Origin of the sequence: Cupriavidus sp. D384, from assembly GCF_001652915.1 — a bacterium.
Classification (GTDB): domain Bacteria; phylum Pseudomonadota; class Gammaproteobacteria; order Burkholderiales; family Burkholderiaceae; genus Cupriavidus.
The window spans coordinates 1-14,633 of record NZ_BBQI01000007.1; the positions used below are offsets into that span (position 1 = coordinate 1).

Here is a 14,633-nt window from a genome sequence, read left to right on the forward strand (position 1 = left end):
ACACCTCGGCGCAGCGTTTACAACCTCCTCTGACGCTCCAATTAAAAATGCCGTTCAGTTCTTAACTGAACGGCATTACACCTTCGGGTGCCTTTTTGTTTGTCGTAGCGAGAAGCGCGACACGGATAGCGCCACATGAATAGCGCCAAACACGCCGCCTGGCGATCATCGGCGCGACGGCGATTGCACTTCGGTACCGCTGTCCAGATTCTTCAGGAATTTGGTCTGTGCGAACACCCTTCCGCGTTGCTTTCCGTGGTCCCGACCTAAACCGCACACGTCCTGAACCCCACGAACGACACATCGTCCTCCGGCAGCAGCGCGGTGCGCGCGCGCACGTGGCGCAGTCGGGCCGGGCTGGCGAACGATACGCCGCGCGCGGCCTGGTGCGTGCCGAAGCGGCCGATGATCTCGCCGTCGGTGGGCTCGGCGGCGAACCCCAGGTATGGCTCGTACGGCGTGGCGGTCCACTCGCGCAAGGTGCCCCACTGCAGTCCGCGATTCTGCGCAGCCGCCAGTTCCCATTCCACTTCCTGCGGCAGGCGGCGCCCGGCCCAGACACACCACGCCTGCGCCTCGAACAACGTGACGTGACGCACCGGTTCGTCGGGATTTAGCGTGCGCTCCGTGCCGAAGCGCGATACCACCCAACTACGGCTGACCGCATGGCGCGCCCAGTAGCGCGGGGCCGAACGCTCCTGCGTCATCAGCCATTGCCGGCCGGCAGCCGACCAGTACGACGGATGCTCGTAGCCGTGGTCTTCCACGAATTCCAGGAACTGGGCATTGGTGACCAACGCGGCATCCATCTCGAACGCCGGTACGTAGATCTTCTGCGCGGGCAATTCATCGGGCCAGGCAAAGCCGTCGGCGTCCTGCCAGCCCTGCGTGAAATTGCCACCGGGAAAATGCAGCGTGCCCGATGACTGCACGGCCATTGCCGGGGCGATCGATGCCGGCTCGACGGGCGCCACTTCCAGCGCCTGCAGCAGCGTGGCAACCGTTTCGCCCTGCACGTCTTCGTAGTACAGCGCGCGGCGGAACGGGTACAGCGTGGCGTCGTCATCGTCGGGCAGCAGCGCGATACGCCGCAGCAGGCCGTCCAGCACCTTCGCAGCGTATTGCTTTACCACCGCCACGTCGGGCAGCGCGATCTCCCAGCGTTCATCGGGACCAATCCGCTCGGGATCGAACCACTCGTCGGCACCATCGAGCAGCGACGGCTCGCTGGCCACCGGCAGCCGGATGCCGCCCTGCTCCAGATGCCGCACGCCACGCAGGCACCACCATTCGGCGTGCCACGCGATACTGCCAAGCGTCCACAGCGGCGGATTCGCATCGTACTGGCGCACCACGGTCCAACCCTTGCGGGTCACGCCAAAGGCACCCAGCCACGCCAGCGTGCGGTTGCGCGACTCCACCAGCGCCTGTGCCAACCCCTCGCGCGGCAACCGGCGCGCGTCGGGCCAGGCCGCCGTGCCGCCGGTGAAGTGGAGATCGGGAAGCATGGAGAAGCCGCTCATCGAGGTATCCGTGACAGTGGGTGGAAGTCGGTGCCGGCCAGGGCCGGCTGCGCGCATTATGACACTGCGCGCCCGCACGTTCCGGCCAGCGCCATTTCACCCTGCTGGCGGCGCGGCTTACCGCCAGCCTGCCTCCCCAGATCGTCCCGGGCCGTCAGCCGCGTGCATGGAACACCGCGAACCAGCCGCGCGGATCGGTCCAGCTGACCGGATCGGTAAAGCCGGCCGCTTCGAGCAGGATCGCGAAGTCGTCCGGCCGATACTTGTGGGAGTCCTCGGTATGGATGCGATCCCCGGCCGCGAATTGCCGCTCGCCACCGGGCCAGCGCACGGTCACGTCGCGCTCGGCCTGCAGGTGCATCTGGATGCGCGATGCCTGCGTATCGAACGTGGCCGCATGGCGCCAGTCCGCCAGCGCGAAATCGCTGCCGACGATGCGGTTCACGTTGCGCAGCACGTTGCGGTTGAACGCGGCCGTCACGCCCAGGGCATCGTCATAGGCCGCCACCAGCGTGTCGGGGTCCTTGAACAGGTCCACGCCGATCAGCACGCCATCACCGGGGCCAGCCGCGGCACGCAGCCGCTGCAGCAGCGCCAGGGCGTCGATGGGGGCAAAGTTGCCGATGCTGGAGCCGGGATAGAAGAACAGCCGGCGGCCACGCCTGACGCTGGTGGGAAGGTCCAGCGGCCCGCACAGATCGGCGCCAAGCCCGAGCATCGGGATCTGGGGATTCTGCTGCTGCAGCGCGGCCAGCGTGCCACGCAGGAATTCCACCGAGATATCGAGCGCCACGTACTGCGCAGGCTGCAGGCTGGGGAACAGGCGCGCGGCCTTCTGGCAGTTGCCGGCGCCCAGGTCGATCAGCACGCAGCCGCTGCCCGCCCGTGCGGCGATGGCGGGCGCTGCCGAGGCAAAGATCGACGCCTCGGTGCGCGTGGGATAGTACTCGGGCAGGTCGGTGATGGCTTCGAACAGCCGCGAGCCCAGTACGTCGTAGAAGAACTTCGGACTGATGCGCGGCTGCCTGAGGCGCAGCCCTTCCTCGATCTCGGCGCGCAGCGCGCCGTTGTCTTCGCGGTACTGCTGTACGAATTCGGGCTGCGGTGCCACCCCGGACCGGGCATGGCCGTTGCCGACGACGATGCGCGGCTCGGGAGCAATCCCGGGCGTGGTGTGGCCGTTCTGGTGATGGGAGTTGTTGCGGGAGTTGGAGCGGGTCGAATGGGTGTCGGGCGTCTGAAGCGTAGTGGGGGCCGGCATGACGTTTCCTTGTTGTCGATGGGCACTACGGTGAATCCCTCTCAAGCATCCGCGATGGCGTCTGGGCCAGCGGCTGGTCAGGGGTGCGCACCTGTCAGATCTGGTGCACACCTGCCGAACCGATCCAAATAGGATAGGTGCATATGCTTATGCGTGCGTGACACGTTGCATCACTTTACAAACTGATCCGCACGGCATTCATGTCTGAAACTTGATACATACAAACCCCAACCCGGCAGTGCAACATTTTTTTCGTGGTTCCCTTATAATCGCCTCCAACGTGATCGCTGGAGCTTCTGGCGGACACGATTCCTTCCAAAGAGGGAAGTAAAAGGGGAGTAGCTTGGGGGCATCCGATGCCCTTAGCACAATCGTCATTCCGAGACGCATCGCTCGTCTCCGGTTGTGCTGACCCTGGCGCGCATTCCGCGCCAGTCAGTCGAGCAAGACCTTTGCACACCTGGTTTTTATGGTTTGCAAAGGCGACCCCGATCACTTCCGGCGCTCGCTGTAAATCCCAGGTGCAACAAAAAACCCTTGCTGGCTCGATGGCCTGCAGCTTTTTCGTACCTGAGGAGCGTACATGGAGTGGTTTACCGATCTGTTCACGATGCAGTTTCTGACAGCGCTGCTGTCGATCGTCGTCATTGACCTGGTCCTGGCTGGCGACAACGCCATCGTGATCGCCCTCGCGGCGCGCAACCTGCCGCCGCACCTGCAGAAGAAAGCCATTGTCTGGGGCACCATCGGTGCCGTGGTGGTCCGTTCGGCCATGACGATTGGCGTGGTCTGGCTGCTCAAGATCCCCGGCCTGCTGCTGGTTGGTGGCCTGGCGCTGGTCTGGATTGCCTACAAGCTGCTGGCCGCCGAGAATGACGGCGACGAGCACGGCGCTGGCGCGGCCACGCTGGTGGGCGCCATGAAGACCATCATCATCGCCGACGCGGTGATGGGCGTGGACAACGTGCTGGCGGTGGCCGGCGCCGCCCACGGCAGCTTCCTGCTGGTGGTGCTGGGCCTGCTGATCAGTATCCCGATCGTGGTCTGGGGCTCGAGCCTGGTGCTCAAGCTGATGTCGCGCTACCCGTCCATCATCTACATCGGCGCCGGCGTGCTGGCCTTCACCGCCGTGAAGATGATCCTGGGCGAGCCGATCACCAAGGCGTTCTTCGAGGCACAGCCCGTGATCAAGTGGGGCCTGTACCTGGTGATCATCGGCGGCGTGCTGGGGGCCGGCTACCTGACGCAGAAGCGTCGCGACGGCAGCCAGAAGCCGGTGGAAAGCCACTGACCCGGCTGACCGGAAATGCCGGAAATGCAAAAGGCCGCCTTCGGGCGGCTTTTTGCTTTCAGGCTAAAATCCCCGCTTTACGGCCCGCGAGCCGACATCACATTTCTACCCCGCGCCGATGAAACAGTACCTCGACTTCATGCGCCATGTTTTCGAGCATGGCACCGAAAAGTCCGACCGCACGGGCACCGGCACGCGCTCGGTGTTCGGCTACCAGATGCGCTTCGACCTGAACGAAGGCTTTCCGGTCGTCACCACCAAGAAGCTGCACCTGAAGTCCATCATCCACGAACTGCTGTGGTTCCTGCAGGGTTCGACCAATATCAAGTACCTGAAGGACAACGGCGTCACGATCTGGGACGAATGGGCCGATGCCAACGGCGAGCTGGGCCCGGTCTACGGCTACCAGTGGCGCGCCTGGCCGACGCCGGACGGCCGCCATATCGACCAGATCAGCGAGGTGGTGCAGCAGATCCGCAACAATCCCGATTCGCGCCGCCTGATCGTGTCGGCCTGGAACGTGGGAGAGATCCCGCAGATGAAGCTGCCGCCCTGCCACGCGTTCTTCCAGTTCTACGTGGCCGACGGCAAGCTGAGCTGCCAGCTGTACCAGCGGAGCGCCGACATCTTCCTGGGCGTGCCGTTCAATATCGCCAGCTACGCGCTGCTGACGCACATGATCGCGCAGCAATGTGGCCTGGGCGTGGGCGACTTCGTCTGGACCGGCGGCGACTGCCACATCTACAGCAACCACTTCGAACAGGTGCAGACGCAGCTGTCCCGCGCGCCGATGAAGCTGCCGACGCTGAAAATCAAGCGCAAGCCCGACAGCATCTTCGACTACCAGTACGACGACTTCGAGCTGGTGGGCTACGAATCGCATCCGGCCATCAAGGCACCGGTGGCCGTATGACGCTGCTGACCCTGATCGTCGCGCGCGCGCGCAATGGCGTGATCGGCCGCGACAACACGCTGCCGTGGCGCCTGCCCGAAGACCTGCAGCACTTCAAGCGCACCACGCTGGGCGCGCCGATCATCATGGGCCGCAAGACCTGGGATTCGATCGGCCGGCCGCTGCCGGGCCGCCGCAATATCGTGGTGAGCCGCAACCGTGACCTGCAGCTGGAAGGCGCCGAGGTGGTGGCGTCGCTGGAAGACGCCCAGCGGCTGTGCGTGGGCGTGGAGCAGGTGTTCCTGATCGGCGGTGCCCAGCTCTACGCCGAAGCGCTACCCAGCGCGGATCGCCTGATCGTCACCGAGATCGATGCCGACGTGGAGGGCGACGCCCACTTCCCCGCCGTCGACCGTTCGAAATGGCTGGAAGTCTCGCGCGAAACCCATCATTCGGAGCCAAATGGTTTCGACTATGCGTTCGTGACCTACGAGCGTCCGCCTTCGGGCGAGGAATAAGCCGATCGCGCAAATACCGGCAATCGGCCATGAAAAACGGCGCCCTCGGGCGCCGTCTTCTTTTTTTGCCGGCCGATTCACCGGCTGCCGCGATCTCAGTTCCCGGCAATCGTCATCTGCTCGACCAGGATCGAGCCGGTTTCCTTGGTGCCGCGCACCAGCGCATCCGAACCGATACCGACGATCTGCTTGAACATTTCCACCATGTTGCCGGCAATCGTGATTTCCTCCACCGGATACTGGATCACGCCGTTCTCGACCCAGTAGCCCGACGCGCCGCGCGAATAGTCGCCCGTTACGTAGTTCACGCCCTGCCCCATCAGTTCGGTCACCAGCAGGCCGGTGCCCATCTTCTTCAGCATGCCGGCGAAATCGTCGCCCGGCTGCGTCCGCGAGCTGGTCAGCGTCAGGTTGTGCGAGCCGCCGGCGTTGCCGGTGGTCTTCATGCCGAGCTTGCGCGCAGAATAGGTCGACAGGAAGTAGCCTTGCACCACGCCATCGCGCACCACCTCGCGGGCATGCGTGCGCACGCCTTCCTCGTCGAACGGAGCGCTGCCCATGGCGCCCGGCACATGCGGCTGCTCATTGATCTGGATATCCGGCGAAAACACGGCCTTGCCCAGCGAGTCGTACAGGAACGTCGACTTGCGGTACAGCGCGCCACCCGACACCGCCTGCACGAAGGCCCCCAGCAGACCCGCCGCCAGCGGTGCCTCGAACAGCACCGGGCACTTGCGCGTGGACAGCTTGCGGGCATTCAGGCGGGCCAGCGCGCGCTCGGCGGCATAGCGGCCGATGGCCTCGGGCTCGGCCAGCGCCAGCGGCGAGCGCTTCGACGAATACCAGTCGTCGCGCTGCATGCCGCCGCCGGAACCGGCGATCGGCGCCGCCGAAATGAAGTGGCGCGAGTACGGGTAGCCGCCCACGAAGCCCCGCGACGTGGCCAGCACGAACTGCGAATGCTGGGCCGATACGCTGGCGCCGTCGCTGTTCTTGATCTTCGGCGACACCGCGAACGACGATGCCTCGGCACGGCGCGCGATGTCGATGGCGCCCTCGGCGTCGATGTTCCACGGGTGGAACAGGTCCAGGTCCCGCGGGTTGCGTTCGAGCAGGCCTTCCTCTGCCAGCCCGGCGCAGTCATCCTCGGCCGTGAAACGGGCGATGTTGTACGCCGCCTCGGCCGTGGCACGCAGCGCGGCCGGCGAGAAATCCGACGTGCTGGCATTACCGCGGCGCTGGCCGATCATGACCGTCACGCCCACCACCTTGTCGCGGTTCTGCTCGATGGTTTCCACCTGCCCCTTGCGCACCGTCACCGACAGGCCGCCGCCCTCGGAGATCTCGGTGGCAGCGTCCGTCGCGCCAAGTTCGCGTGCCACGCGCAGCACATCGGCAGCCATGGCCTTGAGCTGATCCTGGGTATAGGTGAAATGCGCGGTCTTTTCGGCAGTCTGGCTCATATGGGCGGGCGTGATCAAAAGTCCAAACGGGAATCATAGCAAGATAAAATGCCGCCCATGACGCGAAATACCCGTAACAACTCCAACGGCCGATTCCCGGGCGCCTTTGCCCCGGAAGCGGACGACGACCTGCCCAAGAGCAAGTCGCAGCGCAAGCGCGACATGACCGAGCTGCAGGATCTAGGCGCCGAACTCGAGGCGCTGGCCAAAGACCGCCTGGCGCGCGTGCCAATGCCCGAGTCGCTGGCGGACGCCGTCCATGCTGCCCGCAAGATCACCAGCCACGAAGGCAAGCGCCGCCAGATGCAGTTTGTCGGCAAGGTAATGCGCAGCCTGGACGACGACGAAGTGGCCGCCATCCGTGCCGCGCTGGAAGGCTTCAAGGGCACCAGCAAGGCGGAAACCGCCAAGCTGCACCTGATCGAGCGCTGGCGCGACCTGCTGCTGGCCGATGATGCCATGCTGACCAAGTTCCTGGGCGAACACCCGAGCGTGGACGTGCAATCGGTGCGCAACATCATCCGCAACGCCCGCAAGGAAAAGGAACTGAGCAAGCCGCCCAAGTACTACCGCGAACTGTTCCAGGCCATCAAGGCCGCGCTCGACGGTGGCGATGACGGCGATGCCAGTGACGCATCCGACACACCACAGGAACCCGAAGCATGAACCCGCCGCTGACCGCCCCCGTCCCCCGCACCCACGCCGACGAGCTGGTGGTCGGCTTTGTGTCCATTTCCGACCGTGCATCGTCCGGCACCTATCAGGACGAAGGCATCCCGGCGCTACGCGACTGGTTCGGCAAGACGCTGACCTCGCCGTGGCAGGCCGTCGAGCGGCTGATTCCCGACGAGGCGCCGCTGATTTCGCGCACGCTGATCGAACTCGTCGACGTGGCCGGCTGCGACCTGGTGCTGACCACGGGCGGCACGGGCCCGGCCCGGCGCGACGTCACGCCCGAAGCCACCCTGGCCGTGGGAACCAAGGAAATGCCGGGATTTGGCGAACAGATGCGGCAAGTGAGCCTGCACTTCGTGCCGACGGCGATCCTGTCTCGCCAGGTGGCGGTCATCCGGGAAACGCCGAGCCGCGCCGCGCTGATCGTCAACCTGCCCGGGCAGCCCAAGGCCATCCGCGAGACGCTGGAAGGCCTGCGCGACGTGGAAGGCCGCGTGATCGTGCAAGGCGTGTTCGCGGCGATGCCCTACTGCATCGACCTGATCGGCGGCCCGTATGTGGAAACCAACGAAGCCATCGTGAAGGCATTCCGGCCGAAGAGCGCGCTGCGCCAGAAGCCGGCGCCGACGGTCTGACCGGCTCCAGCCCTGCTCCCCCGGCCCCTTGACGCAAGAGGGGCGAGGGGAGCAAACCTGGTGCCTATTTCAGCCCCAGGTACAGCCCGATCGGCACGAACACCACGGCGGCGATATTGCCGAGCAGCACGATCGACGCCACCTGGTCGGGTTCCTGCCTGAAATGGTCGGCCACCAGGAAATTCAGCACGGCCGGGGGCAGCGACGCAAAGACGAACAGCAGCCCCCGCTGCAGGTCGGTCATCGGCACCCACCATGCCAGCAGCAGCGCCACGGCGATACCTGCCAGCGGGCAGACGATGGCGCCCAGCACGCCCATGCCCCAGTTGCGCAGGCTCACGTCCTTCATGCGCACGCCCAGCGCGAACAGCATCAGCGGCACCGTGGAGTCGCCCAGCAGCTTGATCGACTCGTAGACCGGCTCGGGCAGCGCAAACACCGGCTTGGCGAGCGATAGCGCCACGCCGGCCACGGTGGCCAGCACCATCGGATTGCGCGCGATCTGCATGACCGACGCCTGCCGGTTCACGATCTTCATGCCGATCGTGAAATGCATCAGGTTCGATGCCGCAAACAGCGCCACCGCCGGCGCCAGCCCAACCTGCCCGAAGGCGAAGACCGACAGCGGCAGCCCCATGTTGCCGCAGTTGTTGAACATCATCGGGGGCACGAACGTGCGGGGATTGGCGCCGCTCGTGCGCGCCACCACCCAGGCCAGGATGCCCGAGCCGATCACCACGGCCACGGCGCAGGCCAGCAGCACCAGGTGGTCGGCCAGCACGAAATCCTTGCTGATGAAGGCCGACACCACAAGTAGCGGGGCAATCACTTCCAGCATCGCCTTGTTGATGCCCGCCATGTCCGGATGGGCACGCCGCCCGTAGATCCACCCGATCAGGATGATCAGGATGACCGGCGTGATGATGGAGACAATGCGCGTAAACATGGCGGGAGGCGGCTGGACAGACTGGGGCGGCGTGGCCGGTCCGTCGTGGAGCCCGCCCGCCGGGTTCTTGTTCTGGAGGGGGGCTTTATGCCGAGGGAGCGGCGGGGGCGGCGGGCGCTGCCGGCGCCGGCATCGTGGCGGCCGCCTCGGCCGGCGTCTTGATGAAGTGCTGGCGGTAGTAGCGCAGTTCTTCCACCGACTCAAGGATGTCGGCCAGCGCCGTGTGCAGCTGGCGCTTCTGGAAACCCTTGTGGATGGCCGGTTCCCAGCGCTTGCACAGTTCCTTGAGCGTCGAGACGTCAAGGTTGCGGTAGTGGAAGAACGCTTCGAGCTTGGGCATGTAGCGCGCCATGAAGCGGCGGTCCTGGCAGATCGAATTGCCGCACATCGGCGACTTGCTGGCCGGCACCCAGCGCTTCAGGAACGCCAGCAGTTCGGCCTCGGCCTGGGCTTCGGTCAGCGTCGACGCCTTGACCTTGTCGATCAGGCCCGAGCGGCCGTGCGTACCCTTGTTCCAGTTGTCCATGCCGTCGAGTACCGCATCGGACTGGTGGATCACCAGCACCGGGCCTTCGGCCAGGATGTTCAGCTCGGAATCGGTAACCACCACCGCCACCTCGATAATGCGGTCGGTATCCGGCTGCAGGCCGGTCATTTCCATGTCCAGCCAGACAAGGTTGTTTTCACTTTTGACGGAGGATGCGGCGGGACTTGTCATCTGGCGGTACGGCTCGATATGGAATTCGGAGGGAATTACCCCGGATCGGCGGGTGGCCGGGGGCGAACAATTTATAATTCTCGCATATCTGCCCCGGATGGCATGCCGCGCACTCCGGCTTTCCCGTTGCTGCGCCGCGCCATCGTCTACAAGGCTTGCCGATGTTCACGCTGATCTTTCTTGCCGCCCTGGTCATCATGGTGCTGACCAAACTCTGGCTCGCCTCGCGCCAGATCCGCCATGTGGCGCGCCATCGCGGCGCCGTGCCCGAGCGGTTTGCCGACACCATCGCCCTGTCCGCCCACCAGAAGGCGGCGGACTACACGGTTGCCCGCACGCGGCTGTCGATGCTCGAAGTGCTGACCGGCGCCGCCGTGCTGATCGGCTTCACGATGCTGGGCGGCCTGCACGCGCTGAACCAGCTCTGGCTGCATGTCTTCCCCGACAGCCCCTACTTCTACGGCGTGGCGCTGATCGCCAGCGTGGCCGTGATCGGCGGGTTGTTCGACCTGCCCTTCTCGCTGTATGGCCAGTTCGTGATCGAGCAGCGCTTCGGCTTCAACAAGATGACGTTCGGCCTGTGGCTGGCCGACCTTGCCAAGATGGCTGCGGTGGCCTGCGTGCTGGGCCTGCCGCTGCTGCTGGCCGTGCTGTGGCTGATGGATCGCGCCGGCACCTACTGGTGGCTCTACACCTGGCTGCTCTGGGTGGGCTTCAGCCTGCTGCTGCAGGTGATCGTGCCGACGTACATCGCCCCGCTGTTCAACAAGTTCGAGCCGCTGGCCGACGAGGGCCTGCGCGAGCGCATCGAGGCGCTGCTGCGCAAGTGCGGCTTCGCCAGCAAGGGCCTGTTCGTGATGGACGGCAGCCGGCGCAGCGCGCATGGCAATGCCTATTTCACGGGGTTCGGCGCGGCCAAGCGCATCGTGTTCTTCGACACGCTGCTGGAGCGCCTGGACGGCGAGGAGGTCGAAGCGGTGCTGGCCCACGAACTGGGCCACTTCAAGCGCCGCCATGTTGCCAAGATGATCGCCGTCACGTTTGCGCTGTCGCTGGTGTTCCTGGCCGTGCTGGGCTGGCTGGCCACGCGCGAATGGTTCTTCACGGGCCTGGGCGTGCTGCCGAACTTCGGCGCCAGCAACAATGCGCTGGCGCTGGTGCTGTTCTTCCTGGCACTGCCGGTGTTCACGTTCATCCTGGGGCCGCTCGCCAGCCAGTCGTCGCGCAAGCACGAGTTCGAAGCCGACGAGTTCGCCGCGCACCAGACCAATGCGGGCCACCTGGTTTCCGCGCTGGTGAAGCTGTACAAGGACAACGCGTCGACGCTGACGCCGGATCCCATCTATAGCGCCTTCTACTACTCGCATCCGCCTGCAGCCCAGCGGATCGACCGTCTTCTGTCGCACGCATGACCCGCAGCGCACGCCATCACAACGCCGGCAAGGGCACCGGCAAGGGTAACGGAGCCGATACGGAATCCGCGCTGATCGTCGCCGCGCACGGCCGCCACTACGTGGTGGAGCGCACCGATGGGTCCCATCTGCATGCGTTCCCGCGCGGCAAGAAAAGCGACGCGGCCGTGGGCGACCACGTGCGCATCGAACTGGCCGCGGTCGACCAGGGCGTGATCACCGGCATCGATCCCCGCAAGAACCTGCTGTACCGGTCCGACCAGTTCAAGTCGAAGCTGCTGGCGGCCAATATCGACCAGGTCATTATCGTGCTCGCCACCGAGCCGAGCTTCTCGGAGGACCTGCTGGGCCGCGCGCTGGTGTCGGCCGAGGCGCTGGAAATCCGCCCGCTGGTGATCCTGAACAAGACCGACCTGACCGGGCGGCTCGACGATGCGCGCCGTCGCCTGAAGCTGTACCAGGACCTGGGCTACGACACGCTGGAACTGTCCGTCCACGGCCGCCCCGCAGAGGCGCTGGCGGCGTTGCAGCCCCGCACGGCCGGGGTGTCGAGCATCCTGATCGGGCAGTCGGGCATGGGCAAGTCGTCGCTGCTGAACCTGCTGATTCCGGGCGTGGAAGCCCAGACACGCGAGATTTCGTCGAAGCTCGACTCCGGCAAGCACACCACCACGTTCACCCGGCTGTATCACCTGCCGGCGGAATGGGCCGTGGTCGACGGACAGCCCGGCTACCTGATCGATTCGCCAGGCTTCCAGGAATTCGGCCTGCACCACCTGAGCGAAGGCATGCTGGAGCGCGCCTTCCCGGAATTCCGGCCGCAGCTCACGGCATGCCGTTTCTACAACTGCCACCACATCAACGAGCCCGGTTGTGGCGTGCTGGGCGCCATCGACAACGGTGCGATCTCGCCGCGCCGGCACCAGCTCTATACACAGTTGCTGCACGAATCGCGTCAGCAGAAGCCGTGGTAAGCCCCGGCTGGCGTTTGGCAATGGCCGTGGTAAGGTAAAAGCACCCTGCCTGCCACGGCTTCATCATGAAACTGCTGCTGAGGACGCCTTCGCTGGTCCATGCCGCGCATTGCCAGAACGTACTGCATGCGGCCGGCATCCGCGCCGAGGTCCGCAATACCTGGCTTGCCGGCGCGGCAGGCGATATCCCGCTCAACGAAAGCGCCCCGCAGGTCTGGATTCTCGACGATACAGCCGAAGCCGATGCCTGGGCCGTGCTCAACGCGGCAGCCAATCCGGCGCCGGGGCCGCGCTGGCAATGCCACCGCTGCGGCGAATGGCACGAAGCCCAGTTCGCCGCGTGCTGGCACTGCGGCGCGCACCATGACTGAGTCCGGAACGCGGCGGGCATGAAAAAGGCGCCACAACCGTGGCGCCTTGGCGTTTCGCTGATGTTCCCGGCCGGGTGTCACCCCACCCAGAGTGCCAGCGAGATCATCGCCAGCAGCAGCATCCACAGGATCACGGCGCGCCAGACCAGGCCCACCGCCGATTGCAGCGTGCGAATGCCGGGGTCCGTGCCATATTCGGGCGGCACCGGCTCGGCTTCGCTCATGCCCGGCGCATAGTCCACGCCAGCCAGGCTGGCACGCAGCATGACGCTGGAATCCTCTTCGGCCAGTGGTTGGCCCAGCCGCACACCGAGCGCCCCGCCGCCGCTGGCCAGCAGGATGCCGTTGACCGCGTCGTTCCACTTGCGCGCATGGTTGCGCCAGGCGTAGACCGCATCCTCGAAATTGCCAACGATGGCAAACCCGATCGCCGTCAGGCGCGACGGCACCCAGTCCAGCACGTAGAACGCGCGGGCCGCAAAACGGCCCAGCGCCGGGCTGCGCTCGTTCGACGGCGTGTTCCACTGGCGATTCAGGAATTCGGCCGTGCGATACAGCACCACGCCGCCGGGGCCGATCGGCACCAGGAACCAGAAAAACACCCCGAACACATGGCGATGCACGGCCACGATGGCCGCTTCCAGCGTGTGCCGGACGATCTCGCTGACGGGCATCTCCACGGTGTCGAGCCCGGTCCATTCATGCAGCAGCGTGCGGGCCGTATGGAGATCGTCCCGGTTCAGCGCCTCGTGGATGTCGGTGAAATAGTGGCTGAACTGCCGGAAGCCCAGCGTCAGGTAGAGCAGCAGGACGTTCCAGACCAGCGTCAGGGCCACGCTGATCGACGCCAGCAGATAGTGGACGAACACCACGGCCAGCGTCAGTGGCAGCACCACGGTGAGCCAGGCCAGCGCGGCGTCGCGCGGGCGTCCGGTATCGAAGGCATGCTCGGCACGGTCACCCAGCACACGCACGATGTCGTAGATGGGGTTGTTCCGGCCGAGCGCCCGGAATTGTTCGGCAATCAGCGCCAGGAGAATGGATACGAAGGTCATCGCGTGACGATTAATCGGCGCACGGCGTGTGCCGCGGCGGTCGCATGGCGGATAGGCCAGACGATAGCATAGCGGCAAGCGTTCCTAGTACCTGTAAGCACTGGTTACGGGTAAACGAATGACGGCCCGCCAACGCCAACGCCCGCCGGAGCGGCGGGCGTTGGCTGGGGGCCTTGCAGGCTCAGGCCGGGAGGTCGAACACCAGCACTTCGGCGTCGGCACCCTTTTCCAGGCTCACGGCATCCTCGCCGTCGAGCTTGGCGGCGTCACCGGTTTCCAGCGCCTGGCCGTTGACCGTCACCCGGCCACGTGCCACATGCACATAGGCCTGGCGTCCCGGCTGCAGCGCCAGCGTGGCGGCCTCGTCACCGTCGAACAGGCCGGCAAACAGGCGCACATCCTGATGGATCACGACCGAACCCTCGGCGCCGTCCGGGCTGCCCACCAGACGCAGGCGGCCGCGCTTGTCAGTGGCATCGAAGCGCTTTTCCTCGTAACCGGGTTCGATGCCCTGCTGGTTCGGCATGATCCAGATCTGCAGGAAATGCGTCGTCGCGTCGGCCGCATGGTTGTACTCGGAGTGACGCACGCCGGTGCCCGCGCTCATGCGCTGCACGTCGCCGGGGCGGATCACGCTGCCGTTGCCCATGCTGTCCTTGTGCGCAAGTTCACCTTCCAGCACATAGCTGATGATTTCCATGTCGCGGTGGCCGTGGGTGCCAAATCCCATGCCCGGCGCGACACGATCCTCATTGATCACACGCAGCGGTCCAAACTGGATATGACGCGGATCGTAATAGTCGGCGAACGAGAACGTGTGATACGACTTGAGCCAACCATGGTCCGCATAACCGCGATCTTCAGACTTACGGATTTCAATCATTTTGATGGCCCTCCTT

15 protein-coding genes are annotated in these 14,633 nt (G+C 65.4%); 8 read left to right on the plus strand and 7 right to left on the minus strand.

Annotation, left to right across the window (positions count from 1 at the left end; translation table 11 throughout):
• Positions 1-266: 266 nt before the first annotated feature.
• Positions 267-1,523: an SUMF1/EgtB/PvdO family nonheme iron enzyme gene (locus tag A9J21_RS02315; protein ID WP_066731486.1), complete on the minus strand. Its 1,257-nt coding sequence runs from the start codon at positions 1,521-1,523 to the stop codon at positions 267-269.
• Between the two features lie 154 nt (positions 1,524-1,677).
• Positions 1,678-2,784 carry an L-histidine N(alpha)-methyltransferase gene (gene egtD / locus A9J21_RS02320; protein ID WP_066731487.1) on the minus strand — a complete coding sequence of 369 codons (1,107 nt, stop codon included), beginning with the start codon at positions 2,782-2,784 and terminating at the stop codon, positions 1,678-1,680.
• Between the two features lie 583 nt (positions 2,785-3,367).
• On the opposite strand from egtD, the gene A9J21_RS02325 reads away from it, so the two are divergent.
• From A9J21_RS02325 to A9J21_RS02335, 3 genes are all read left to right on the plus strand, one after another.
• Positions 3,368-4,075 (plus strand): TerC family protein, encoded by a 708-nt coding sequence (locus A9J21_RS02325; RefSeq protein WP_066731492.1) that lies wholly within the window; start codon positions 3,368-3,370, stop codon positions 4,073-4,075.
• Positions 4,076-4,193: 118 nt separating this feature from the next.
• Complete coding sequence (locus A9J21_RS02330) at positions 4,194-4,988, plus strand: thymidylate synthase (protein ID WP_066731494.1); 795 nt, start codon at positions 4,194-4,196, stop codon at positions 4,986-4,988.
• A complete protein-coding gene (locus tag A9J21_RS02335; protein ID WP_066731496.1) occupies positions 4,985-5,485 on the plus strand; it encodes a dihydrofolate reductase in 501 nt (166 codons plus the stop codon). Before A9J21_RS02330 ends, A9J21_RS02335 begins: the two co-directional genes overlap by 4 nt.
• Positions 5,486-5,580: 95 nt before the next feature.
• Here the strand turns inward: A9J21_RS02335 and pmbA are convergent, their stop codons facing one another.
• Positions 5,581-6,948: a metalloprotease PmbA gene (pmbA, locus tag A9J21_RS02340; protein ID WP_066731498.1), complete on the minus strand. Its 1,368-nt coding sequence runs from the start codon at positions 6,946-6,948 to the stop codon at positions 5,581-5,583.
• Positions 6,949-7,005: 57 nt separating this feature from the next.
• Between pmbA and yjgA the strand changes: the two genes are divergently transcribed.
• Together yjgA and mog are read left to right on the plus strand one after the other, a co-directional pair.
• Complete coding sequence (gene yjgA, locus A9J21_RS02345; protein ID WP_304440918.1) at positions 7,006-7,614, plus strand: ribosome biogenesis factor YjgA; 609 nt, start codon at positions 7,006-7,008, stop codon at positions 7,612-7,614.
• Complete coding sequence (gene mog, locus A9J21_RS02350) at positions 7,611-8,258, plus strand: molybdopterin adenylyltransferase (RefSeq protein WP_066731502.1); 648 nt, start codon at positions 7,611-7,613, stop codon at positions 8,256-8,258. Before yjgA ends, mog begins: the two co-directional genes overlap by 4 nt.
• A gap of 64 nt (positions 8,259-8,322) precedes the next feature.
• Here the strand turns inward: mog and A9J21_RS02355 are convergent, their stop codons facing one another.
• Positions 8,323-9,204: an AEC family transporter gene (locus A9J21_RS02355; protein WP_066731504.1), complete on the minus strand. Its 882-nt coding sequence runs from the start codon at positions 9,202-9,204 to the stop codon at positions 8,323-8,325.
• An 85-nt stretch (positions 9,205-9,289) separates the two neighbouring features.
• Positions 9,290-9,922 carry an oligoribonuclease gene (orn, locus tag A9J21_RS02360; RefSeq protein WP_066731506.1) on the minus strand — a complete coding sequence of 211 codons (633 nt, stop codon included), beginning with the start codon at positions 9,920-9,922 and terminating at the stop codon, positions 9,290-9,292.
• Positions 9,923-10,083: 161 nt separating this feature from the next.
• Between orn and A9J21_RS02365 the strand changes: the two genes are divergently transcribed.
• The 3 genes from A9J21_RS02365 to A9J21_RS02375 all read left to right on the plus strand — a co-directional run bounded on the left by A9J21_RS02365 (position 10,084) and on the right by A9J21_RS02375 (position 12,679).
• Complete coding sequence (locus A9J21_RS02365; protein WP_066731604.1) at positions 10,084-11,334, plus strand: M48 family metallopeptidase; 1,251 nt, start codon at positions 10,084-10,086, stop codon at positions 11,332-11,334.
• Positions 11,331-12,308, plus strand: a complete 978-nt coding sequence (gene rsgA, locus A9J21_RS02370) for a ribosome small subunit-dependent GTPase A (protein ID WP_066731508.1) — start codon at positions 11,331-11,333, stop codon at positions 12,306-12,308. Before A9J21_RS02365 ends, rsgA begins: the two co-directional genes overlap by 4 nt.
• 65 nt (positions 12,309-12,373) lie before the next feature.
• Positions 12,374-12,679, plus strand: a complete 306-nt coding sequence (locus A9J21_RS02375) for a putative signal transducing protein (protein ID WP_066731509.1) — start codon at positions 12,374-12,376, stop codon at positions 12,677-12,679.
• Between the two features lie 77 nt (positions 12,680-12,756).
• On the opposite strand, the gene A9J21_RS02380 is transcribed toward A9J21_RS02375, so the two are convergent.
• Both A9J21_RS02380 and A9J21_RS02385 read right to left on the minus strand, forming a co-directional pair.
• Positions 12,757-13,734: a CobD/CbiB family protein gene (locus A9J21_RS02380; RefSeq protein ID WP_066731510.1), complete on the minus strand. Its 978-nt coding sequence runs from the start codon at positions 13,732-13,734 to the stop codon at positions 12,757-12,759.
• A 181-nt stretch (positions 13,735-13,915) separates the two neighbouring features.
• Entirely contained in the window at positions 13,916-14,617 is a 702-nt protein-coding gene (locus A9J21_RS02385; RefSeq protein ID WP_066731513.1) for a pirin family protein, read from the minus strand.
• Between the last annotated feature and the right edge of the window lie 16 nt (positions 14,618-14,633).

Bases quoted from the DNA above. Each gene is read 5' to 3' on its own strand.
- A9J21_RS02315 (WP_066731486.1), bottom strand. From the start codon at position 1,523: ATGAGCGGCTTCTCCATGCTTCCCGATCTCCACTTCACCGGCGGCACG.
- egtD (WP_066731487.1), bottom strand. From the start codon at position 2,784: ATGCCGGCCCCCACTACGCTTCAGACGCCCGACACCCATTCGACCCGC.
- A9J21_RS02325 (WP_066731492.1), top strand. From the start codon at position 3,368: ATGGAGTGGTTTACCGATCTGTTCACGATGCAGTTTCTGACAGCGCTG.
- A9J21_RS02330 (WP_066731494.1), top strand. From the start codon at position 4,194: ATGAAACAGTACCTCGACTTCATGCGCCATGTTTTCGAGCATGGCACC.
- A9J21_RS02335 (WP_066731496.1), top strand. From the start codon at position 4,985: ATGACGCTGCTGACCCTGATCGTCGCGCGCGCGCGCAATGGCGTGATC.
- pmbA (WP_066731498.1), bottom strand. From the start codon at position 6,948: ATGAGCCAGACTGCCGAAAAGACCGCGCATTTCACCTATACCCAGGAT.
- yjgA (WP_304440918.1), top strand. From the start codon at position 7,006: ATGACGCGAAATACCCGTAACAACTCCAACGGCCGATTCCCGGGCGCC.
- mog (WP_066731502.1), top strand. From the start codon at position 7,611: ATGAACCCGCCGCTGACCGCCCCCGTCCCCCGCACCCACGCCGACGAG.
- A9J21_RS02355 (WP_066731504.1), bottom strand. From the start codon at position 9,204: ATGTTTACGCGCATTGTCTCCATCATCACGCCGGTCATCCTGATCATC.
- orn (WP_066731506.1), bottom strand. From the start codon at position 9,922: ATGACAAGTCCCGCCGCATCCTCCGTCAAAAGTGAAAACAACCTTGTC.
- A9J21_RS02365 (WP_066731604.1), top strand. From the start codon at position 10,084: ATGTTCACGCTGATCTTTCTTGCCGCCCTGGTCATCATGGTGCTGACC.
- rsgA (WP_066731508.1), top strand. From the start codon at position 11,331: ATGACCCGCAGCGCACGCCATCACAACGCCGGCAAGGGCACCGGCAAG.
- A9J21_RS02375 (WP_066731509.1), top strand. From the start codon at position 12,374: ATGAAACTGCTGCTGAGGACGCCTTCGCTGGTCCATGCCGCGCATTGC.
- A9J21_RS02380 (WP_066731510.1), bottom strand. From the start codon at position 13,734: ATGACCTTCGTATCCATTCTCCTGGCGCTGATTGCCGAACAATTCCGG.
- A9J21_RS02385 (WP_066731513.1), bottom strand. From the start codon at position 14,617: ATGATTGAAATCCGTAAGTCTGAAGATCGCGGTTATGCGGACCATGGT.